Origin of the sequence: Amycolatopsis suaedae (assembly GCF_004214935.1) — a bacterium.
Lineage (GTDB): Bacteria > Actinomycetota > Actinomycetes > Mycobacteriales > Pseudonocardiaceae > Amycolatopsis > Amycolatopsis suaedae.
In genome coordinates this window covers 65792-88033 of sequence record NZ_SFCC01000006.1, presented here as the reverse complement: position 1 = coordinate 88033, position 22242 = coordinate 65792, and the positions used below count along the sequence as shown (strand labels likewise).

Below are 22242 nucleotides of genomic sequence, written 5' to 3'. Positions count from 1 at the left end.
GGATGACCGTGACCGACCGCACCTTCGCCCACGAAGACCAGCTCCCCCGCGTCCCGCTGCCCAGCCTCGAGGAAAGCTGCAGGTTGTTCCTCGACTGGTGCGCACCGCTGCTCGACGCCGACCAGCTCGCCGAGACAGAACGGGCCGTCGAGAGCTTCCTCGCACCGGACAGCCCGGCACACGAACTGCAGGCGGAACTCGCCCGGTTCGACTCGACGCCGGGAGTCCGCAGCTGGCTCGACGAGTTCTGGCCGTCGCGTTACCTCGGCCGCCGCGACCGGATCGCGCTCAACGCCAACTTCTTCTTCCTGTTCCGGGACTCCGACCTCGACCAGATCGACCGGGCAGCACGGCTGATCTCCACGGCGCTGACCTACAAGGCCCGGCTCGACGCGGAGGAACTGCCGCCGGTGACCCTTCGCGGACAGGTCCAGTCCATGGAGCAGTACCGGTACCTGTTCAGCGCCACCCGTATCCCCGGCACGGAGCAGGACACGGCCCGCACGCCGTACAGCGACGAGCACCCCGGGCCGTCGACCGCCCGGCACATCGTCGTGCTGCGGCGCGGGCAGCTGTTCCGCCTCGACGTCGTCGGTGACCAGGGCCGTCCGCACACCCACGCCGAGCTGGCGCACGGTCTGCGCACGATCCTGGCCGACGCGGTGCCCGACGAGTACGGCGTCGGCGCGCTCACCAGCAAGGCCAGGGCCGAGTGGGCGGACAGCCGCCGCGCAATGGTCGCGCTCGACCCGGCCAACGCCGAGGCACTCGACGTCGTCGAGACGGCGCTGTTCTGCCTGTGTCTGGAGGACGAGACACCCGCCGACACGCTGGCCGCCTGCGACACGCTGCTGCACGGCGACAGCCGCAACCGCTGGTTCGACAAGGCCGTCTCGCTGATCGTCTTCCCGGACGGCCGGGCCGGCATCAACGTCGAGCACTGTCTGCTCGACGGCACCACGATCCTGGCGTTCGTCGACGCGCTGCTGACCACCGAACCGGACGGCGCCCTGACGCAGGGGACGCCGTCGGTGCGGCCGATCCGGTTCGCCCTCGACGACGCCCTGCGGGCGGACGTCGCCGCGGCGGCCAAGGCGTTCACCGACTACGCGGCGGCGAACGCGACCACCCTGCTGTCGTTCGAGCACATCGGCGCGGAGCGGATCAAGAAGCTGGGCATGTCACCGGACGCCTTCGTGCAGTGTGCCTACCAGCTCGCGCACCGCAGGGCGAAGGGGCTGACCGGCGCGACGTACGAATCGATCGCCACCAGGCAGTTCCGCAACGGCCGCACCGAGGCCATGCGGGTGGTCACGCCCGAGATGGTCAACTTCGTGTCCACAATGGAGTCGTCTGGGGACGCAGACACGAAGCGGTCCGCGTTCCGCGAGGCCGCCACGGCCCACGTGACCAGGGCGAAGCAGTGCCAGGCCGGGACGGCGCCGGAGCAGCACCTGTGGGAACTGCAGCTGATCCAGCGTCGCCGCGGCGGCGATCCGCTGCCGCTGTACGACACGCCGGGCTGGCTGGTCATGCGGGACGACTACCTGTCGACCAGCTCGGCGCCATCGGCCAACATCCAGTTCTTCGGCTTCGGCTCCACGAGCAGCCGCTGCATCGGCGTCGCCTACGTCCTGCTGCCCGACCGGCTCAACATCTATCTCAGCACACCGCGGGCGGTGGCCGAGCAGATGTCTGGGTTCTCAGACGCACTGCGGGTGGCACTGGACGAACTGGCCGACCTACTGGCGGACTAGCGCACGCACCAGTTCGACTGGGTGATGCGCGCTGCGCTCGGTACCGTGGGCGATCTGCTGCCTGCAGGACACACCGGTCGCGGCGACGACGGTCGACTCGGGTTCGGCGGTGACCGCTGGGAACAGGCGGTCACCGCCGATCTTCATCGACATGTCGTAGTGCTCCGCCTCGAACCCGAATGATCCCGCCATCCCGCAGCAGCCGGCGTCCAGCTCCACCACCTCCGCGCCGGGGATGCGGCGCAGCAGCGCCATGGTCGCGCCCGTGCCGACCTCCGCTTTCTGGTGGCAGTGCCCGTGGAAGAGGATCCGCGAACGGGCCGGCCACGCCTCGGTGTCCAGCACGAGCGTGCCGTCGTCGATGGCCTCGGCGATCAGTTCCTCCACCTGCCGCACCCGTCCGGCGACATCGCGGGCACGCTCGTCACCGGGCAGCATCGACAGCGTCTCGTCGCGCAGCGTCAGCACACACGACGGTTCACAGCCGACCACCGGCGCGTCCGAGCCGGCGAGCGCGGTGACCAGCCTGCCTGCCTTGCGCTTGGCGTCGTCCACCAGTCCCTTGGACAGGCTGGACCGGCCACAGCAACCGTCGGAGACCAGCCGCACCGTGTAACCGGCCAGCTCCAGCAACTCGATCGCGGCCCGGCCGATACCCGGCTCGGTGTAGGTGGTGAACGAGTCGGCGAGGAACAACACCTCACCCCGGCTCCGGCTGGCCGGAGCCTGCCGACGGCGGAACCACGACGTCAGCGTCACGCGCTGGAAGCGCGGCAGCGGCCGCCGCGCGCTGATGCCGAGGTAGCGCTCGATCAGCCGTCTGGCCGGCCAGACACGGCCGGGCAGGTTCGACAGCGGCGCGGTGGCCGCGCCCAGCCGGTTCAACCCCCGGATGCCGCCGAAGATCCGGGACCGGAGCGGAACTCCGTGCTGGTCATGGTGGTGCGCCAGTGTCTCGGATTTCAGACTCGCCATGTCGACCCCGAGCGGGCACTCGCTCTTGCACGCCTTGCACATCAGGCAGAGGTCCAGCACCTCGTGCAGGCGCTCGTCCCCCAGTGCCTTCGCGGGGTCGGGCTCGGACAGTGCCTTCACCAGGGCGTTGGCCCGGCCGCGGGTGGAATCCTCCTCGTTGCGGGTGGCCATGTAGGACGGACACATCACGCCTGCCGTCGTCTTGCGGCACAGACCGATGTTCATGCACCGGTCGGCAGCCGCCCGCATGCCGCCGACCACCTCGAACGACAGCCGGGTCCGCAGCGGACCCGGTTCTGGCAGTGCGGGGTCCCGCAGGTGGTCGGTCATCGGCGGCGAGTCGACGATCTTGCCGGGGTTCAGCACGCCTGCCGGGTCGAAGATCCGCTTGACCTCCCGCATGGCCTCGTACAGCTCGGGGCCGAAGAGCTCCCGGTTGAACTCGCTGCGGGCCAGCCCGTCGCCGTGCTCGCTGGAGTTCACCCCGCCGTACTCGCCGACCAGGTCCTTGACCTCCTCGGCCACCGCCCGCATCCGCGCTACGCCGTCCGGTTCGGTGAGGTCGACGAACGGGCGCACGTGCAGGCAGCCGACCGAGCAGTGCCCGTAGAACCCCGCCTGCATCCCGTGCCGGTCCAGGATCTGCTTGAACCGGGTCGTGTACTCGGCCAGATATCGCGGGTCGACGGCGGTGTCCTCGACGAACGCCAGTGGCCTGCGGGCGCCGACACTCGCGGCCATCAGCAGACCGAGGCTGGACTTGCGGACCTTCAGCAACGACGCCTGCTGGGCCGGGGTCACCGCCTCCAGGGTGTGGTAACCGTGGCCGTTACGACGCCAGCTCGCGGTCAGCCTGGCCAGGCCGGCGAGCAGTTCGCGTTCGTCGTCGCCGGTGAACGTGACGAACAGCAGCGCCGCGGGGTCGCCTTCCAGGATGTCGCCGAGTGCGGCGTACTCGATCTTCTGCCTGGACAGGTCGAGGATGGTCTTGTCCATCAGCTCCACCGCGGCCGGGTCGCAGGCCAGCGCGTCCTCGGTGGCGGCGATGGCGGCCGGGGTACTGGTGAAGTGGCCGACGGCGATGACCGTGTGCCGTGGCTTGGATACCAGACTCACCTCCGCCTCGGTCGCCACCACGAGCGTTCCCTCGCTGCCGACGACGAACTTCGCCAGGTCGAACGGAGTCGGGTCGGCCAGCCGGTCGAGCCGGTAGCCGCCGGCACGTCGCCAGAACGCCGGGTAGCCGCTGCCGATGGCGTCCCGGCTCGCCTCGACCAGCTTGGGCAGGCCCCGGTAGAGCGTGCCCTCCAGCGTGTCCCGCCGCGCGCGAACGGCCAGTTCGTCTCCGCTCACCGGCGCGAGATGGACAGTCGAGGCGTCGGACAGCACGGCGTCGAGCGTCCGGACGTGGTCGATGGTCATGCCGTAACGCACCGAGCCGCTGCCGGCCGAGTTGTTGCCGATCATGCCGCCGAGCGTCGCGCGGTTGCTCGTCGAGGTGTCCGGGCCGAACATCAGCCCGTGCGCGGCCGCCGCCCGGTTGAGCTGGTCCTGCACCACGCCGGGTTGCACCCGTGCCGTCCGCGCCTCCGGGTCCAGCTCCAGGATCCGGTCCATGTGCCGGGACATGTCCAGCACCAGGCCGGGGCCCACTGTCTGGCCGGCCAGACTCGTTCCGGCGCCCCGCGGCACGACCGGCACGCCGAACTCCGCGGCCGCCGACACCGCGGCCGCGACGTCGGCGGCGTCGCGGGGGAACACCACGCCGAGCGGCGTGATCGAGTACATGCTGGCGTCACGGGAGAACAGGTGCCTGGTGTAGTCGTCGAACCGGACCTCGCCGCCGACGTCCGCGCGTAGCCGCCGCTCCAGCTCGCTCATCGGTCACCCGCCAGCACGTCCAGCGCCGCCTCCACCCCGCCGTCGGACACCGGGACACCGGCCAGCTTCAGTCCCATCTGGACACCGGCGAGGGTGCCGGCGAGCGTGAGATCGTTGATATGGCCGAGATGCCCGATCCGGAACACCTTCCCGGCCAGTTTGCCCAGCCCGGTGCCCAGTGACATGTCGAACCGGTCGAGGACGATTTCCCTGAATCGGTCGGCGTTGTACCCCTCCGGCAGCAGGACGGCGGTGAGCGATCCTGAGTACTCGCGTTCGTCGGCACACAGCACTTCGAGGCCCCACGCCCGGACGGCCGCACGTGTCGCCTCGGCGTGCCGGGCGTGCCGGGCGAAGACATTCGGCAGCCCCTCCTCGTCCAGCATCCGCAGCGCTTCCCGCAGGCCGTACAGGAGATTCGTCGCCGGTGTGCTGTGGAAGAATCCGCGGCGGTTGGCTTCCAGGATCGGCCCCCAGTCCCAGTACGACCTCGGCAGGCCCGCGGATTCCGCCGCGCGCAACGCCTTCTGGCTGATCGCGTTGAACGACAGGCCGGGTGGCAGCATCAGGCCCTTCTGCGATCCGCTGATCGTGACGTCCACGCCCCACTCGTCGTGCCGGTAGTCGATCGAGCCGAGCGAGGAGATCGTGTCGACGAGGAACAACGCGGGATGTCCCGCGTCGTCGATCGCGCGGCGCACGTCGGCGACCCTGCTCGCCACACCGGTCGAGGTTTCGTTGTGTACCAGGCAGACCGCCTTGATGCGGTGCTCGGTGTCGGCGGTCAGCCGCGCCGTCACCTCGGCCGGATCGGCGCCGCGGCGCCAGTCCCCCGCAACGAACTCGACCTCGAGGCCCAGCCGCCGCGCGAGATCGCGCCACAGCACGGCGAAGTGCCCGGTCTCGAATGCCAGAACGCGATCACCGGGGCTCAGCGTGTTGACCAGCGCCGCCTCCCAGGCACCGGTGCCGGACGCGGCGTAGACGACGACCGGTTGCGTGGTACCGAAAACCGGGCGCAGCTCGAGCAGTGTCTCGGATGCCAGACTCGCGAACTCGGGTCCACGATGGTCGATCACCGGAGCCGACATCGCCCGGAGCACCCGGTCGGGAACGTTGGTGGGACCTGGAATCTGCAGAAAGTGCCGTCCGGTGCGGTAAACCATCGATGCTCCGTTCACAGGGTTGACGAGTTATGTGTCGCAGCTCATACTTTCCGCATACGAGATCTAGTTTCCACATTATGAAAATGCCTGCGAGCCAACGGATGTCTCGAGGAGTGGAATGTCTACCCAGCTCGTCTCCATCATCGGCCTCGTCCTGATCTTTCTCGTGGCCACGGTTCGCTCGGTCAACATGGGCGCGGTGGCCTTCCTCGGGACCTTCGTCATCGGGACGTTCGTCTTCGGCAAGGAAGCCGACGACCTGTTCGCCGGCTTTCCCGGCGACCTCTTCGTCGTACTCGCCGGTGTCACGCTGCTGTTCGCCATCGCCAAGGCCAACGGCACCGTCGACTGGCTCATCCACGCGGGTGTCCGCGCCGTCCGGGGACGGATCGCGCTCATCCCGTGGGTGATGTTCGCGGTCACCAGCCTGCTCACCATGGTGGGCGCCGTCGTGCCCGGCGCGGTGGCGATCATGTCGCCGGTGGGGCTGAGCTTCGCGGTCCGCCACCGGATCAACCCGATGCTGATGGGGCTGCTGATCATCAACGGCGCCAGCGCCGGTGGCTTCTCCCCGATCAGCATCTTCGGCACCATCACCAACGGCGTGGTCGACCGCAACAACCTCCCCGGCAACCCGACGCTGCTGTGGATCGCGTCGTTCGTCTTCAACGTCGTGCTGAGCGTGGTCGTGTTCTTCCTGTTCGGCGGCAAGGACCTGCTGCGGCGCAGGGTGTCCACTGTGGAGGACGAGCCGACCTCGACGGAGGGCCAGGTGCGGCTGGACGCGCCGAAGGCGACCACGCTCGCCGGGATCGTGTTGCTCACCGTCGGCGCGTTGTTCTTCGACCTCGACGTCGGCCTGCTGGCCATCAGCATCGGCACGGTCCTGTGCCTGCTCTGGCCGGGCACCACGAAGAAGTGCGTCGGCGAGGTCGCCTGGCCGACCGTACTGCTGATCTGTGGTGTGGTGACCTACGTCAGCCTGATGGAGTCCGTGGGGACCATCGACTTCCTCGGCAACAGCGTCGCGGGCATCGGCATCCCGCTGCTGGCTGCGTTCGTCATCTGCCTGATCGGCGCCGCCGTCTCGGCGTTCGCCTCGACGACCGGCATCCTCGGCGCGTTGATCCCGCTCGCGGTGCCGTTCCTGCTCGGCGGCGAGATCGGCGCGGTCGGCATGATCACCGCGCTGGCGATCTCCTCGTCCGTTGTGGACTCCTCGCCGTTCTCCACCAGTGGCGCGCTGGTCGTGGCGAGCACCCCGGAGGAGAGCAGGGACCGGGTGTTCCGCGGCCTGATGGTGTGGGGCATGAGCATGATCGCCGTCGCGCCGATCTGCGCGTGGGCGATCTTCGTGCTCCCGGGCTGGCTGTGAGTCCGATGCGGCTAGACTCGCGGTATGCGCGCCGTGCTCACCACCTTCCGGGTGCTCGAGGAGGTGGCCCACACTCAGCCGATCGGTGTCGGCGAGCTGGCGCGTTCCCTGAACCTGCCGAAGAGCACCGTGCAGCGCGCGCTCCGTACACTGTGGACGGCCGGGTGGATCTGCCCGGACGGCGCCGAGGTCACCCGCTGGGTGCTCACCGGACGCGCCTTGCAGGTGGGTCAGCTCGCCATCGGCGACCTCAGTGTGCGCGACGCCGCGGCACCCGTCATGCACGAACTGCGGCGCGAGTCCGGCGAGACAGCACACCTGATGGTGCGCGACGGTGACCACGCGGTGCTGATCGAGCGGATCGAGACCGCACATCCGGTGCGTGCGGTGCTGCCGCTGGGCAGCCGGGTGCCGCTGCACGGTTCGTCCAACGGCAAGGCGATCCTGTCCACCCTGCCGCCGGAGCGGGTCCACGAGATCCTCGGCGACGAGCTGGAACGGCACACCGGCAGCACCATCGTCGACTGGGACGAGTTCCTCGCCGAGCTGCACGAGGTCCGGCGCCGTGGCTACGCGGTGAACGTCGGCGAGTGGCGGACCGACATCGCCGCCGTCGCCGCGCCGATCTTCGACCACAGCGGCGCCGCGGTGGCGAGCGTGTCGATCTCGGCGCCGAGCGGACGGATGCCGGAGGAGGCGCGGGCGAGGTTCGGTGCCATGGTGGCCGAGGCCGCGCGACGGATCAGCGCCACGCTCGGTCACCGCGGCGCGATCGACCCGGTCTGACGCCGGGATCACCGGCCCTGCCAGCGTGGCTTGCGTTTCTCCAGGAACGAGGTGACGCCCTCGCGGAAGTCGGCGCTGCCATAGCAGAGTGCCAGCAGGTCGTCGTCCGGCGGCAGAGTGTGTTCCCGCAGCCGGCGCAGCGCGGTCTTGCTGACCCGCATCGTCAGCGGCGCGTGCGAGGCCAGCTGTTCGCACAGTTCACGCAACCGGTCGTCCAGCCGTCCGGCGTCGACCAGCTCACTGGCCAGTCCTGCCCGCAGCGCCTCCTCGCCGTCGACGAATCCGGCCGTGTAGATGAGGTGCAGCGTCCTGGTCTGACCGAGCAGGGCGACCAGGCGGGCGTAGGTCGCCATCGAGACGCAGTTGCCGAGCGTGCGGGCGATCGGCAGCCCGAAGCGCGCCGACGGCGTGCAGATCCGCAGGTCACAGGCGGCGGCGATGGTCAGGCCACCGCCGGTCGCGTACCCGTCGACGACGGCGACGGTCGGCACCTCCACCCGTTCGAGCCTGCTGATCACGCCCTCGATGCGCTGCTCGTAGGCCAGCCCGTCGGCGGCGCCGTCGAACTCGGCGAACTGCCGGATGTCGGTGCCCGCGACGAACGCGCGGTCGCTGGCGCCACGCAGGACGGCGACCCGGATGTCCGGGTCGGCGTCGACCCGCTCGCAGAACTCGACCAGCCCGTCGTACATCGCCCAGGTCATCGCGTTGCGAGCGGCCGGACGGTTGAAGGTCGCGGTGGCGACCGGCCCGGTGAAGTCGGTCAGCAGCTCGCCGGTCATCCCGCCGCTCCCGTCTGCCGCATCGCGGCGATCTCGCCGGCCGAGTAGCCGGCGGCCCGCAGAACCTCGTCGGTGTGCTGCCCGAGCCCGGGCGCCGGGCGGGTGACCGAGCCGGGGGTGTCGCTGAGCTTGACCGGGATGCCGAGTGTGCGGACGCGGCCTTCGCCGGGTTGCTCCATTTCCAGGACCATCTGCCTGGCCTGGGTGTGCGGGTCGGCACAGGACTGGGCGTAGTCGTGGATCGGGCCGGCCGGGACGCCGGCTTCGAGCAGCCGTTCGACCCAGTCGGCGGTGTCGCGGGTGCGCAGGGTGCAGGTCAGCTCGGTGGCCAGCGGCTCCCGGTTACGGACCCGGTCGGTGTTGGTGGTGAACCGCTCGTCGGCAGCCAGGTCGGGACGACCGAGCACATCGCACAACCGCTGCCACAGCCGGTCGTTGTTGGCGCCGATGACCAGGTGCCCGTCGCGTGTGGACAGTGCCTGGTACGGCCCGTTGACCCGGTGCGCCGAGCCGAGCGGCCCGGGCGCCCTGCCGGTGGCCCACAGTTCGGAGGTCTCCCAGACCGACAGCGCGAGTGCCGCGTCGTAGAGCGACGCGTCGACGGCCTGCCCGCGACCGGTCCGTTCCCGGGCCAGGCACGCGGTGAGAATGCCGACGGCACAGTAGAGACCGGCGGACATGTCGGCGACCGGCACCCCGGACTTCACCGGCTCGCCGCCCGGCTCGCCGGTCACGCTCATGATCCCGGACATGGCCTGCGCGATCAGGTCGTACCCGGGCCGCGCCGCGTACGGACCGGTCTGGCCGAAGCCGGAGATCGAGGCGTAGACCAGCCGCGGGTTGACGGCGCTGAGCGTCGCGTAGTCGACGCCCAGCCGGGCCGCGACGCCGGGCCGGAAGCTCTCCACCACGACGTCGGCCGTGCGGGCCAACCGGTGGAACGTCTCCCGCCCGGCGTCGGACTTCAGGTCGAGCGCGACGCTGCGCTTGTTGCGGTTGACGGCGAGGAACGCCGCACTCTGCCCACCGGGCAGCCGGTGCCCGGTGGCCTCGCGGGTGGCGTCGCCGCGGCCGACCGGCTCGACCTTGATCACGTCGGCGCCGAGGTCACCCAGCAACTGGCAGCAGTACGGGCCCGCCATGACCTGGGTCAGGTCGAGGACGGTCAGGTGTCCCAGCGCAGACGTCATCGTTGGCCGCCGCTCCACTCGTCGTGCCGTATTACGGCACACACATCGTGATACGGCACAACGGTAGGCGGCGAGCGTCCCGGCCGTCAACACTCGGAGGTCCGGTTCAGCGACCCTCTCGGCGAAGTGCCTTGGCCAGGCCGTGGCGGCTGCGGTAGCCGGCACGGCGGGCCGCCTGCCCCATCGACCGGCCCGCCCGCAGTTCGGTCAACGCCAGGTTCAGGCGCGCCCGGGTGCGCCAGCGGCTGAACGTCAGCCCCGTCTCCTCCAGGAACAGCCGCTGGACCTGCCGCGGGCTGATGTGGTGCCGCCGGGACAGCAGCTCCAGGGTGTCGCCGTCGCCCGCCAGCAGTTCGCCCGCGATGGCGCCGGCGACCTCGTGCGACGGCAGCGGCAACGGCAGCGGCGCACCCGCCACCTCGCGGAGCACCTCGGTGAGCATCGCGCGCAGCGGAGCCCGCTCCTCCTCCGAACCCGGCGCGGCGGCCAGCGCGGCGGCCACCGCCTCGGCGAGCGCCGGATCGGCGACGAGCAGGCAGCCGCCGTCCGGCTCCGCACCCGGCGCGAGCAGGAACCCGGCGGTCACCCCGCGGACGTCCCACGACATGTCGTGCGGCACACCGGCCGCCAGCCACAGGCCGGTCCCGGCGGGCAGGACGTACTCCTCGCCGAGCGCACGCACGCGGCCCCGGCCGGCGAGCACCCAGATCAGCAGGGGCTCGTCGTGACTGTGGAAGTCGTGTCCGGTGAACCGGACCCGGTGACGCTCGGGAACGTCCTCCACGCGAACGGTCACGAATGTCACCTCCGTGTCGTGGTTGTCATTCTGGGGCACCGACCAGGAAGGTAACTTAGCCTAACCTTGCCCCGACACCTGCCTGGTTGGAGAGGGGCGAGATGCGTACGAAGCTGCCGTGGAGAACCGTGGTCCTGAGCGCCGTGCTGGCGCTGGGACTGACCGCATGCGGCGGTGGCACCGAAGCGGCCGACGCCACGGTGCCGGTCACCACCGACAAGGGCGTGGTGAACATCCCCGCCGCCCCCAGGAAGGTGGTCGTGCTCAACCCGGCGCTCACCGGTTACCTCTACGGCCTCGGCGTCCCGGTCGGCGCCACCATCCCCACCACCCGCGACCCGAGCCCGGAAGGCTTCTCGCAGTTCTGGGCCGAGCAGGCCAAGACCGCGGGCACCAAGGTGCTGCCGTGGAGCTTCGACGGCTTCGACTTCGAGGCCATCCTCGGCGAGAAGCCCGACCTCATCGTCGCCGGCGGGCAGGGCCGCCCCGGCCTGCAGGCCGTCGAGGCCTACGACCGGCTGAGCCAGATCGCGCCGACCGTCATCGTCAGCACCAAGCCGTCGACCTGGCGTGACGAGCTGTCGTTCCTCGCCGGCCAGGTGTTCCGCAAGCCCGCCGAGGCCAAGACCATGGTCGACGCCTACCAGGCCAAGGTCACCCAGGTGAAGGCCGCGACCAAACGTCCGGACGGCGCCGCCATCTACCTGATGACCACCACCGGTGGCACCTACTTCCTGCCGGAGGGGTCCGCGCTGCCCGCCACGATGAGCGACCTCGGCTTCCCGGCCGACCCGGTCGGCCAGCGGAACCCCAACCTCAAACCGGCCAGCACCGGCGACTCAGTCAAGATCACTCCGGAGCAGCTCGGCTCGGTGGTGACCGCGCCCGTCGTCTTCGTCGTCCCGTTCCAGCCCGGCGTGCCCAACGCCGCCGCACTGGCCAAGGATCCGCTCTACGCGGGGCTTCCTGCCTTCCGCGCCGGCAAGGTGTACGACCTGCCCGGCTGGACCTACCGTGCCGACTACCAGGCCGTCATGGCCACGCTGGACCACGTCCAGCGGCAGTTCGCGGGGAGCTGAGATGCGCACGTTCCCGGTGATCCTGCGGGAGCTGACCGTACTGCGGGTCAGTGACCCGTCCCCGGCCATGCGGCGGGTCACCCTCGGTGGCGAGCAACTGCGCCCGTTCCACCGGGACGGGCTCGACCTGCCCGGCTTCGTCAGCGACGGCTTCGACGACCACGTCAAGATCCTGCTGCCGCCGCCCGGCCGGACCGAGCCGGAACTGCCGGTGCAGCACCGCACCGGAATCGACTGGCCACACAGCCACACGCGGGTCAACCGGGACTACACGCCGCGCCGGTGGGATCCGCGGGCCGGCGAGCTGGACCTCGACTTCGTGCTGCACGGCGACGGCCCGGCCGCACGCTGGGCCCGCACCGCCGCGCCCGGCGACCGGTTGCACCTGGTCGGGCCGAAGTCGTCACTGGACCTGCCGTCCGATGTGGACTTCGTGTTGCTGGCCGGTGACGAGACGGCGCTACCCGCCATCGGCCGGTTCCTCGACGAACGGCCGCTGGACTGCCCGGTCCGGGTCGTCGTCGAGATCACCCACGACGGCGCGGACGCCTACCCGCTCGACACCAGCGGCGACGTCGAGGTGACCTGGCTGCGGCGTCCGTCCACAGTGGCCGATTACGTGACCGGGATGCCCTGGCCGTACGAGAAGCCCTACGTCTGGTGCGGCGGCGAGGCCACCTCGCTCAAGCCGCTGCGGCGGTGGTGCACCTACACCCGCGAGCTGCCCCGCGAGCGGGTCAACATCACCGGGTACTGGCGGACCAGCAGGAACGACACCCTCCGGCTGCTGCTCGATCCATTGCCGGGCCACGCCGTGCGCGCCGCCGTACGGACCGGGCTGATCCAGGCCGTCGCCGCCAAACCGCGATCCGTTGCGGACCTCGCTGCCGAGACCGGCTGCCCTGAGCAGGGGCTGGGCCTGCTGGCCCGCTACCTCGGCACGATCGGCCTGCTGGAGGTCACCGGCGACGTCGTGGGCCTCGCCCCGCTCGGCGAGGACCTCCTCGACGACGAACGGCTCCTGCACGGGCTGGAAACCGACGCCGACTCCGCGCTGGTCAAGCTGCCCGAGGCAGTCCGGGCAGGCGGTCCCGCGGGACCGGCGGTCGACAGCCCGGACCGGCTGCGGTCGCTGGTGTTCCTGGCAGGCGGCATCACCGACAGCCCGGCCTGGCGGCCCGGCGAGGCCGTCCGGATCACCGGTCCCGGCGCCGGCCTGGTGCGCGAGGCCGTCGGTGACACCGTCCGGCTCGCCGAACCGGCAGGCACCACCGTGTGCGCGCTGGCACTGGGCGGCCTGCCCGATGACGACGCCGTCGCGCTGCTGCGGTCGTTCGCCGGAACGCGGGTGCTGCTCGTCGAGCACGCCGAGGACGACGAGCCCGGCGGCAGGGCCGAGCTGTCCCACGCGCTGCGGCACTGGGCGGCCACCGGCGCACCGCCGCGAAAGCCCTCGGACCTGACCGTGCTCGCCGAGCGGGCCGGGTACACCGTCACCTCCGTTCGTCACCTCGGCTGGGATCACCTGCTGGTCGAGCTCACCTCCCGATGACGGCCACGCTCACCCGGCCGGCCACCCGCCGGCCGCTCGGTGTCGCGCTGGGGCTGGCCGCGCTCGCCGGGTCGATCTGGGCCAGCCTGGTCATCGGCTGGGCCGATCTGCCGGTGGAGACGGTGTGGAACGCGTTGTTCCAGCACACCGGCGCCTACGACGAGGTGATCGTCCGCGAGACCCGGCTGCCCCGGACGCTCACCGGGATCGCCGTGGGTGCCGCGCTCGGCGTCGCGGGTGGCCTGATCCAGGCGCTGACCCGCAACCCGCTGGCGGATCCCGGAATTCTCGGCGTGAACGCGGGCGCGGCCTTCTTCGTCGCGCTCTCGGTCGCCCTGGTCGGCGGCATGGCCGCTTCGGGATACGTGTGGTTCGCCTTCCTCGGGGCCCTGCTGGCGACCGTGGCCGTCTACGTCATCGCCGCCGCGGGACGCGAACGGGCCACTCCCGGCAGGCTGGTGCTGTCCGGCATGGCGCTCAGTGCCGTTCTCAACGGGATCGTCCTCTCGCTGGTGCTGATCGACGAGCAGACGTTCGAGCGGATGCGGCACTGGGCGTCGACCGCGCTGACCGGCACCGATCTCGGCACACTCGGGACGGTCACGCCGTTCCTGCTCGCCGGGCTGGTCATCGCCGCGGTGGTGGCGAAGCCGCTCGACGTCATCGCGCTCGGCGAGGAACTGGCCGGCGCGCTGGGGTCCAATCCGGCCGTCGTCCGCACGGCGGTGATCGGTGCCGTGACGTTGCTGGCAGGCGGCGCGACGGCACTCGCCGGCCCGGTCGTGTTCGTCGGCCTGATGGTGCCGCACGTGGCGCGCTGGATCACCGGCCCGGACCACCGCTGGATGTTCGCGCTGACCGCCGTCCTGGCGCCGGTGCTGGTGCTGTGGGCGGACACCCTCGGCAGGCTCGTGCTCAGCACGGGCGAGGTGCCGATGGGCGTCGTCGTCGCGTTCCTCGGCGCGCCGGTGCTGATCGCCATGGTCCGCGGGCGCAAGGCGAGCGCGGCATGATCACGACCGTGGACCGCCGCCGGGCGGTGGTGGCCGGTGCGGCCACCCTGGGCGTCGCACTGGCCTGCGGCATCGCGCTGCTCGGCATCGGCAGCATCGCGCTCGGCCCCGGCGAGGTGATCGGCGCACTGCTCGGACTCGGCGACCGCGCGGCGACGACGGTCGTCGTCGAATGGCGGCTGCCCAGGGTGCTGGCCGCCCTCACGCTGGGTGCCGCGCTCGGCGTCAGCGGGGCGATCTGCCAGTCGCTGACCCGCAACCCGCTCGGCAGCCCGGACATCATCGGCTTCACGTCCGGCTCGCACACCGGAGCGCTGGTCACCATGCTCGTGGTCGGAACCGGCTACACCCACGTCGCGCTGGGCGCGCTGGCAGGCGGCGTCGCCACCGCGATCGCCGTCTACCTGCTGGCCTGGTCCCGCGGTGTACAGGGGTTCCGGCTGATCATCGTCGGCATCGGCGTCACGGCCATGCTCGGCTCGGTCAACACCTGGCTGCTGCTCACCGCCGACGTCGAAGTGGCGATGAGCGCGAGCACCTGGGCGACCGGCAGCCTGAACGGCGTCGCGTGGCCGGACGCCGGGGTGGCCGCCGCGGTCGCACTGGCGCTGGTGGCCCTGTCGGCGATGATCTTCCAGCCGATGCGGCAGCTGGAGCTGGGCGACGAGCTGGCCGCCACGTCCGGGCTGAACACCGAGCGCACCCGGCTGGGGCTGCTGACGTTGTCGGTCGCGCTCACCGCGACCGCCACCGCGGTGGCCGGGCCGATCAACTTCATCGCGCTCGCCGCCCCGCAGATCGCCCGGCGGCTGGTGCGCGGCTCCGGTACGACGCTGCTGCCGTCGGCATGTGTCGGCGCGTTGCTGCTGATCGTGTCCGACGGCGTCGCGCAGTGGCTGTTCCACCCGGTGCTGCTGCCGGTGGGTGTGGTCACCGTGGTCGTCGGCGGGGCGTACCTGGTGTGGCTGCTCGTGCGCGGAGCGCGCCGGACTTCGTGAATCGCCACACCCCCTTCCGTGAAGACCTCACACGGACTTGAACCACCCCGTACGGTGTGAGCGGGAGGCGAACGTGAAACCGAACCGTGTTCTGTCCGAGATCTTCCGCTTCGTCAGCGGTGACCGGGCTGAGCTGCATGTTTCGGTTCTGCGTGCCTTCAGCGAGGCCGGTGACGAGCTGACCGAGACCCTCAGCGTCGACGGCCTGCGCACCCGGCTGCGCGCGGCAGGCTGGCCGGGCGCGCTGACCGAGGACGACCTCGTCGGCGCGCTGGAGGAACTGCGCGCGGGCAACCTCGTCGACGTCATCCAGGACCACGTCGGCGAGCTGGGCACCGCCACCGAGTACGAGCGCCGCAACCTGCGGTACTGCCTCACCCGCCGCGGCGAGGCGGCTTTCGCGGGCATAAGCCGGTCCATGGAGGTCCTCGCGTCGGCAGGCGCACTGCAGACCGCGGTACTGGACGCGCTGGCCGACCGGCTCGGCGACCTGGTGCACGAGCTGGACGCCGGGCAGGACCGCCGCGTCTTCAGCACGCTGATCGAGGTGGAGAACCACCTCGGCGCCCTGCGGGAGGGTGCCCGCCGGTTCAACGGTGACCTGCAGCGGCTGCTGCGCGCCGACGGAGCCGACCTGGCGACCTTCCACGAGGTCAAAGCGTCCACGGTGGCCTACCTCCAGGAGTTCCTCACCAATCTGGAACACCGCGCGCACACCATCGCCACCCGCGTCCGCGAGATCGGTGAGCGCGGCGTCGACCACCTGCACCAGCGCGCACTGCGGGGAGCCGAGCTGCCCCGGCTCACGCCCGTCGACCCGGCCCCGGAGTGGCTGGCCCGCAGGCGCGAGCACTGGACGGCGCTGCGGAACTGGTTCCTTCCCGCCGACGGCGCCACCCCGCGGGCCGAGCAGCTGCACCTCGTCGCCCGCCAGGCCATCGTCACGCTGCTGCAGGTCCTCGACCGGATCACCGAGTCCCGGCGGCAGGCCAGCAGCGCGGTCGCGGACTTCCGGGAGCTGGCCCGCTGGTTCACCGTCGTACCCGGTCAGGACGACCTGCACCGGCTGTGGTCGACCATGTTCGGGCTGAGCCCGGCCCGGCACGCGCACCTCGCCGACCCCGACCCCGAGCTGGTGAGCCCCCGGACGTCCTGGCGGGACGCCCCGCCGGTGGAGGTCGCGCCGAGGCTGTGGCCGCCGGAGTCGGCCGAACGGTCCGCTCGCGCGGGCCGGGTGCGCGACGTGACCGCGATCAAGGCCGCGCGGGCCGAGCGCGCACTCGCCGAACGGGCCGAGCTGGAGGCGGCGTGGAACATGATCGACACCGGCGGCACCGTCCGGCTGTCCGGCTTCACGCGGCTGGACCACTCGGTGTTCGAACGGCTGCTGGACCTGCTCGGGCGGGCACTCGACGCCGGCCCGGACACCACCGGCGCGCGGCGCAGCATCTCCTCCGACGGCCGCATCGAGATCCTGCTGCGCCCACCGCCGGACGGCGCGACCGCCGTGCTGACGACGGCCCGCGGCGAGTTCCGCGGGCCGGACTACGAGGTGGAGCTGCGCTCCGCGGGTGGTGCCGCCCAGCGGGTCAGCGAGGCCGGTGCCCGATGAGCCACCTCGCCAACCAGCTGGTCACCGCCGAGCGCGAGGAGATCGCCCGCGGCATCCGCCAGCTGCTCGCCACTCCGCTGATCACCGAACGCGCCGCACCCGAGGTGTTCGATCTGGTTCGCAGGCGCAGGGAACCGATCCGCAAGTGGTTCGACTACTACTGCGGCTGGACGCTCACCGTCGAGCCGCGCCTGGGCTACGCCCGCCTGCTCAAGGTGCGGGCGGGCACTGACTCCACCCGCCCGGCACGCCGTCCCGGACCGGCGGGCGTGCCGTTCGACCGCAGGCGCTACGTCCTGTTCTGCGTGGTGGCGGCCGAGCTGCTCACCGTGCCGGTGACCACCGTCGGCCTGCTCGCCGACCGCGTCGCCAGGGCCACGGCTGCCGACGACGTCGTGGTGACCTTCGACCCGGCCAGCCGCGCCGAGCGTGCCGCGTTCGCCGACGTCCTCGGTGTGCTGGAAGGCTACGGCGCGCTGGAGGTCGTCGACGGCAGCACGGAGTCGTTCGCCGACTCGGCCTCGGCGAAGGTGCTCTACCGCGTCGACTCGACGCTGCTGCTGCGGCTGCTCGCGGCGCCGGTCGGCCCGTCCGGCCTCGGCGTGCCGCCCGACGAGGTGGCGTCGCGGTTCAGCGAACTGGTCAGCGCCGTCGCCAGCGAGCGCCGGTACGGCCTGACCTCGGGCAGGCACCAGGACAGCGCCGCCGCCTCGGAGACTCAGCGCAACCTGTGGCTGCGGCATTCGGTGTTCCGCAGGCTGGTGGACGACCCGGTGCTGTACTTCGCCGACCTGTCCGCCGCCGAACGGGAGTACCTCACCTCACCGGCCGGGCGCCAGCTGCTGCGGCGCGCGGCCGAGCAGGGCGGGTTCGCACTGGAGGAACGGGCCGAGGGCGTGCTGCTGGTGGACGTCGACGGCATCGCCACGGACACCCGCTTCCCCGACGACAACAGTGACACCGGGGTGGCCGCCCTGCTCCTGCTCGATCACCTGGACGGGCCGGCGACCGTCGAGCAACTGCGCAACGCCACCGCCGGGCTGCTGCGGCGGTTCCCCCGCTGGGCCGCCGCCTGCCGCGACGCGGGCGCCGACCGGCTCACCGCGGGCGCGCTGGCCGTCCTGACCGCGTTCGACCTGGTGCGGATCACCGACGGCGTGGTACGACCCTGTCCCGCGGCCGCGCGGTACGCCGTGCGCGGCACCGAGGAGAACCCCGTATGACCGTGACCGACCTGCCCCGCCGCGGTGCGGCCGAACCGCTGGCCCGCACGCCGAGGTGGACCCCCACCCGCGCGGGCATCCTCAACGTCTGGCGGTACTACGACGAGGTCTTCGAGTTCCACCACGGGCGCCTGCTGCTGCGCGGTCCCAACGGCAGTGGCAAGTCCAAGGCGCTCGAACTGCTGCTGCCGTTCCTGTTCGACGCCAACCTGCGGGCCAACCGGCTGTCGACGTTCGGCACCGGCGAGCGGACCATGTACTGGAACCTCATGGGCGAGGGGACCTCGGCCACGTCCAGGGTGGGTTACGTCTGGCTGGAGTTCCGCTCGCCGACCGGCAGGTGGTTCACCTGCGGCGCTCGGCTGCAGGCCAGCGCCCACAACACCACCGTGCACCCCGACTACTTCACCACCGACCTGCGGATCGGCGAGAACCTCTCGCTGGTGACCGAGTCCGGCCAGCCGCTCACCCGGCCCGCGCTGGAGGAACGTCTCGGCACCCGGGGAGCCGTACACGCGACGGCGAACGACTACCGCACCGCGGTGCGTACGGTCCTGTTCCCCCGGCTGACCGAGCAGCGGTACGACGCGCTCATCACCGCCCTGCTGCAACTGCGGATGCCGAAGCTGTCGCAGCGGCTCGACCCGGCGCTGCTGTCGACGCTGCTGTCCCGTGCGCTGCCACCGCTGGGCCAGCAGGAGATCGCCGACCTGGCCGAGGGCTTCGAGCGGCTGGACGCCCAGCGCGACCGGCTCAAGCGGCTGGAGGACGAGGTCGCGGCCGCCAAGACGCTGGCGGCGAGGCAGAAGACCTACGCACAGCGCGTGTTGCGTTCCGGTGCCGCCGCACTGCTGTCGGCCGACGCCGAACTCGGCGAACTGACGGCGACCGCGCAGCGGTCCGCCGAGGCCTACGACGAGGCGGAGCGGCGCCGGTCGGCCGCCGAGGCGCGGGTTCGCTCGCTGGGCAAGGACATCGACGCCGCCGAGGCCCGTCGCGCCGGGCTGACCGAGAGCCCTGACTACCGGTCCGGCCGGGAACTGGACCGGTTGCGCAGGCGGACCGCCGACGCTGCCGCCCTGGCCGCGCGGACCCGGCGGGACGCGGTCCGGCTGCGGGCCGACGCGGAATCCGACGCCGAAGCGGAACGTCAGGCGCAGCACGACGTGACCAGGCAGGCAGGCGCGGTCCGCTCGCGGGACGACGACGTCCGCACCGCGGCGGGCAGGGCCGGGCTGGCCAGCGTGCACGCCGAGGCGAAGGCCAACCTGGCCAGCGGCCGGGCCAGACCGCTGCTGCGGGCGGCCGTGCGCAACCGGCAGGACCAGCTCGCCCTGGTGCAGCGCGCGCTGAGCGCGCACGAACTGGCGGTGGAACGCAGGCAGCAGGCCGAGGCCGAGCTGGACCTGGCCAGGGCCGAGGTGGCCGGCGCGCAGGACCGGGTCGACGCCGCGGCGGAGGACCGCGAGCGGGCCAGGGTCGCGCTGGGCGGCAGGCTGCTGGAGTGGGCCAGTGACTGCCGGGAGCTGGTGTTCGAGGACCCGTCGGCGCTGCTGGACCACGTCGAACCGGAGGTGGCGCTGCTCGACGTTGTCGACGCGGCCGCGGCGACGGCCCTGCGGGAGGTCATCGAGCAGGAAACGGTGCTGCGGGCGCGGTTGCGGATCGCCAAGGCGGACCGGCACGAGCTGGTCGCCGAGATCCACCTGCTCAACGCCGAGCAGGAGCTGCCGCCCGAGCCGCCGTCGACGCAGACCACCGACCGGTCCCGGATGGTCGGCGCTCCACTGTGGAGGCTCGTCGACTTCGCCAGGGACACCCCGGAGGACTGGCACGCCGGGATCGAGGCCGCGCTGGAGGGCAGTGGGCTGCTCACCGCCTGGGTCGGCTACCGGGGCGACGTGGAAGGCCACGACGTGTTCGCCGACCCGGACGCGTTGCGCTCGGTTCCCGGGCGGTCGCTGGCGGACGTGCTGGTGTCCGAACGCGACACCGAGGTACAGCCGCGGGTCGTCACCCAGCTGCTGTCCGCGATCGCGTTCGGCGACCGGCTGCCGCCCGACGGGCCTGCCGCCGTCGGGGCCGACGGCACCTGGCGGCTCGGGAACCTGACCGGGAGCTGGCACAAGGACGAGGCCGAGCACATCGGCTCGCGGGCACGGCGGCGGGCGCGGCAGCACCGCATCGACGAGCACCGCGCACGCATCAGCGAGGAGGATGGCGTGATCGCCGACCTCGAGCGCGAACTGATGACGCTGGAGACGCGGCGGCTGGCCATCCAGACGGAGCGGGCCACCCGGCCGGACCGGTCGGAGCTGGCCGACGCCGCCCGCAGGCAGGCGGTGGCCGAGGCCGAGCTGGGCGCCGCGAACACGGTCGTCGCCCAGCGGGTCGAGACGGTGTCGGCCGCCGAGCGGGCCGTGTCGCGGGCACTGCACGATCTGACCAGCCTCGCCGCGGAGAACGGCCTGCCCACCGACCGCTCCGCACTGTCCGTTGTGGACACGTCGGTGCGGTCGTTCGCCGACCAGGCGGACAGCTGGCTGGACGAGCACACCCGGCTGGCCGGAGCCAAGGCGACGCTGGAGGTCGTCGCCGACCGGGCGCGGCGGTCCGCCGACAACGCCAAGGCCCGGGAGGCCGAGGCCGAGGAAGCCGAGGCCAGGCACGCGGAACTGGCCACGACGCTGGCCGCGGTCGAGGAGACGGTCGGCGTCGACCACGGCAGGGTGCTCGCCGAGACCGACGCGCTGCGCACGAAGCTGATCGACCTGCGGTCCGAACTGGACGCGGCGAACCGCGAGGTGTACGAGCTGTCCACCCAGCTGGGCTGGCTGGACTCCCAGCGCACGACGGACGCGAGCGCCCGCGACGCCGGTGCCGCGCGCCGCAACGAGGCTGCCCGCCGGTTCCGGGCGGTGGCGACCGGGGTGTTCCCCGCCGACAGCGGGATCGACGACCTGCCCCGGTTCCAGTCGGCACTGTCGGCGTCGGAGGGCATCGACGCGGCGCTGGAGGCGGCGCGGACGATCGCCACGGCGTGGCCGTCGGTCCCGCACGCACCGAACAACCTCACCGACGCACTGCACCGGCTGTCGGAGTCCATCCACGCTTCCCGGGACACGCTGAAGTCCCGCACGGACCTCGACCTGGAGGCCGACGGTGACGTGCAGGTGTTCACCGCGCTGGTGGACGGCGTCCGCGTCGGTGCTGCCGAGCTGCTGGAGATCCTGCGGGCCGAGGCCGAGCAGACCCGCCAGGAGATCAGCGAGCGCGAGCGCAGGCTGTTCGACCAGACGCTGACCGGCGACACCCGGCGGCACCTGGCCGCGCGCATCCGGCAGGCGAGCGAGCTGGTGACCGACATGAACGCGCGGCTGGAGCGGGTCCGCACGGCCTCCCGGCTCGCCGTGCGGCTGGAGTGGGAGGTCGCCGAGGACCTGCCGCCGGGCACGCGGTCGGCCCGCGACCTGCTGCTCCTCGAACCGGACCAGCTGTCCGACGCCGACCGGCAGACCCTGCACCGGTTTTTCCGGGAGCGGGTGGAGCAGGCCAAGGCCGACGACTCGGCGACCAGCTGGGAACAGCAGCTGGCGCAGGTCTTCGACTACACGTCGTGGCACCGGTTCGTGGTCAAGGTCGACCGCGGCGGCGGCATGGGCTGGCAGCTGCTGACCCGCAAGCTGCACGGTGCCCTCTCCGGTGGCGAGAAGGCCATCGCACTGCACCTGCCGCTGTTCGCCGCACTCGCGGCCCACTACCAGGCCGTCCCGGAGGCGCCGCGGATCATCCTGCTCGACGAGGTGTTCGTCGGCGTGGACACCACCAACCGGGGCCAGGTGTTCGCGCTGTTGTCAGCGCTCGATCTGGATCTGATGCTCACCTCCGATCACGAATGGTGCACCTACTCCGAGCTCAGTGGCGTCAGCATCCACCAGCTCATCACCGGCGGCGACGGGGACGACGCGGTGACCACCGCCCACTTCACCTGGAACGGCATGGAGCTACTCCCGGAATAGCTGTGTCTTCTGCCCTCGCTCCGCTCGGGCGCGGTCGG

The 22242-nt window shown here is 71.7% G+C and carries 15 protein-coding genes; 10 read left to right on the top strand and 5 right to left on the bottom strand.

The annotated features are described in order from the left end of the window. Positions 1–2 precede the first annotated feature (2 nt). Positions 3–1757 carry a choline/carnitine O-acyltransferase gene (locus tag EWH70_RS12965; RefSeq protein WP_130475613.1) on the top strand — a complete coding sequence of 585 codons (1755 nt, stop codon included), beginning with the start codon at positions 3–5 and terminating at the stop codon, positions 1755–1757. Here the strand turns inward: EWH70_RS12965 and EWH70_RS12960 are convergent. Both EWH70_RS12960 and EWH70_RS12955 read right to left on the bottom strand, forming a co-directional pair. Further along, the gene (locus EWH70_RS12960) at positions 1743–4613 is read right to left on the bottom strand and encodes an FAD-binding and (Fe-S)-binding domain-containing protein (RefSeq protein ID WP_130475612.1); all 2871 of its coding nucleotides are present in this window, start codon (positions 4611–4613) and stop codon (positions 1743–1745) included. The two genes, EWH70_RS12965 and EWH70_RS12960, sit on opposite strands and share 15 nt — an antisense overlap. Further along, positions 4610–5779 carry a pyridoxal-phosphate-dependent aminotransferase family protein gene (locus EWH70_RS12955; protein WP_130475611.1) on the bottom strand — a complete coding sequence of 390 codons (1170 nt, stop codon included), beginning with the start codon at positions 5777–5779 and terminating at the stop codon, positions 4610–4612. The genes EWH70_RS12960 and EWH70_RS12955 overlap by 4 nt, the downstream gene beginning before the upstream one ends. 118 nt (positions 5780–5897) lie before the next feature. Here EWH70_RS12955 and EWH70_RS12950 point away from each other — a divergent pair, with 118 nt between their 5' ends. Together EWH70_RS12950 and EWH70_RS12945 are read left to right on the top strand one after the other, a co-directional pair. Continuing rightward, a complete protein-coding gene (locus tag EWH70_RS12950; RefSeq protein WP_130475610.1) occupies positions 5898–7154 on the top strand; it encodes an SLC13 family permease in 1257 nt (418 codons plus the stop codon). A gap of 24 nt (positions 7155–7178) precedes the next feature. After that, a complete protein-coding gene (locus EWH70_RS12945) occupies positions 7179–7940 on the top strand; it encodes an IclR family transcriptional regulator (protein ID WP_130475609.1) in 762 nt (253 codons plus the stop codon). A gap of 8 nt (positions 7941–7948) precedes the next feature. On the opposite strand, the gene EWH70_RS12940 is transcribed toward EWH70_RS12945, so the two are convergent. From EWH70_RS12940 to EWH70_RS12930, 3 genes are all read right to left on the bottom strand, one after another. Then, positions 7949–8722, bottom strand: coding sequence for an enoyl-CoA hydratase/isomerase family protein (locus tag EWH70_RS12940; protein WP_130475608.1), 774 nt, complete (start codon positions 8720–8722; stop codon positions 7949–7951). After that, complete coding sequence (locus EWH70_RS12935; RefSeq protein WP_130475607.1) at positions 8719–9912, bottom strand: CaiB/BaiF CoA transferase family protein; 1194 nt, start codon at positions 9910–9912, stop codon at positions 8719–8721. The genes EWH70_RS12940 and EWH70_RS12935 overlap by 4 nt, the downstream gene beginning before the upstream one ends. Positions 9913–10018: 106 nt before the next feature. Beyond that, complete coding sequence (locus EWH70_RS12930) at positions 10019–10708, bottom strand: helix-turn-helix transcriptional regulator (protein ID WP_165436256.1); 690 nt, start codon at positions 10706–10708, stop codon at positions 10019–10021. A 101-nt stretch (positions 10709–10809) separates the two neighbouring features. On the opposite strand from EWH70_RS12930, the gene EWH70_RS12925 reads away from it, so the two are divergent. From EWH70_RS12925 to EWH70_RS12895, 7 genes are all read left to right on the top strand, one after another. Continuing rightward, positions 10810–11787 carry an ABC transporter substrate-binding protein gene (locus tag EWH70_RS12925; RefSeq protein ID WP_130475605.1) on the top strand — a complete coding sequence of 326 codons (978 nt, stop codon included), beginning with the start codon at positions 10810–10812 and terminating at the stop codon, positions 11785–11787. 1 nt (position 11788) lies between these two features. After that, a complete protein-coding gene (locus tag EWH70_RS12920) occupies positions 11789–13339 on the top strand; it encodes a siderophore-interacting protein (protein ID WP_130475604.1) in 1551 nt (516 codons plus the stop codon). Next, positions 13336–14352, top strand: coding sequence for a FecCD family ABC transporter permease (locus EWH70_RS12915; RefSeq protein WP_130475603.1), 1017 nt, complete (start codon positions 13336–13338; stop codon positions 14350–14352). The genes EWH70_RS12920 and EWH70_RS12915 overlap by 4 nt, the downstream gene beginning before the upstream one ends. Continuing rightward, positions 14349–15350 (top strand): FecCD family ABC transporter permease, encoded by a 1002-nt coding sequence (locus EWH70_RS12910; protein ID WP_130475602.1) that lies wholly within the window; start codon positions 14349–14351, stop codon positions 15348–15350. The genes EWH70_RS12915 and EWH70_RS12910 overlap by 4 nt, the downstream gene beginning before the upstream one ends. Positions 15351–15423: 73 nt before the next feature. Further along, a complete protein-coding gene (locus tag EWH70_RS12905) occupies positions 15424–16962 on the top strand; it encodes a TIGR02677 family protein (RefSeq protein WP_130475601.1) in 1539 nt (512 codons plus the stop codon). Next, a complete protein-coding gene (locus EWH70_RS12900; protein WP_130475600.1) occupies positions 16959–18185 on the top strand; it encodes a TIGR02678 family protein in 1227 nt (408 codons plus the stop codon). Before EWH70_RS12905 ends, EWH70_RS12900 begins: the two co-directional genes overlap by 4 nt. Continuing rightward, a complete protein-coding gene (locus EWH70_RS12895; RefSeq protein WP_130475599.1) occupies positions 18182–22204 on the top strand; it encodes a TIGR02680 family protein in 4023 nt (1340 codons plus the stop codon). Before EWH70_RS12900 ends, EWH70_RS12895 begins: the two co-directional genes overlap by 4 nt. Positions 22205–22242 lie beyond the last annotated feature (38 nt).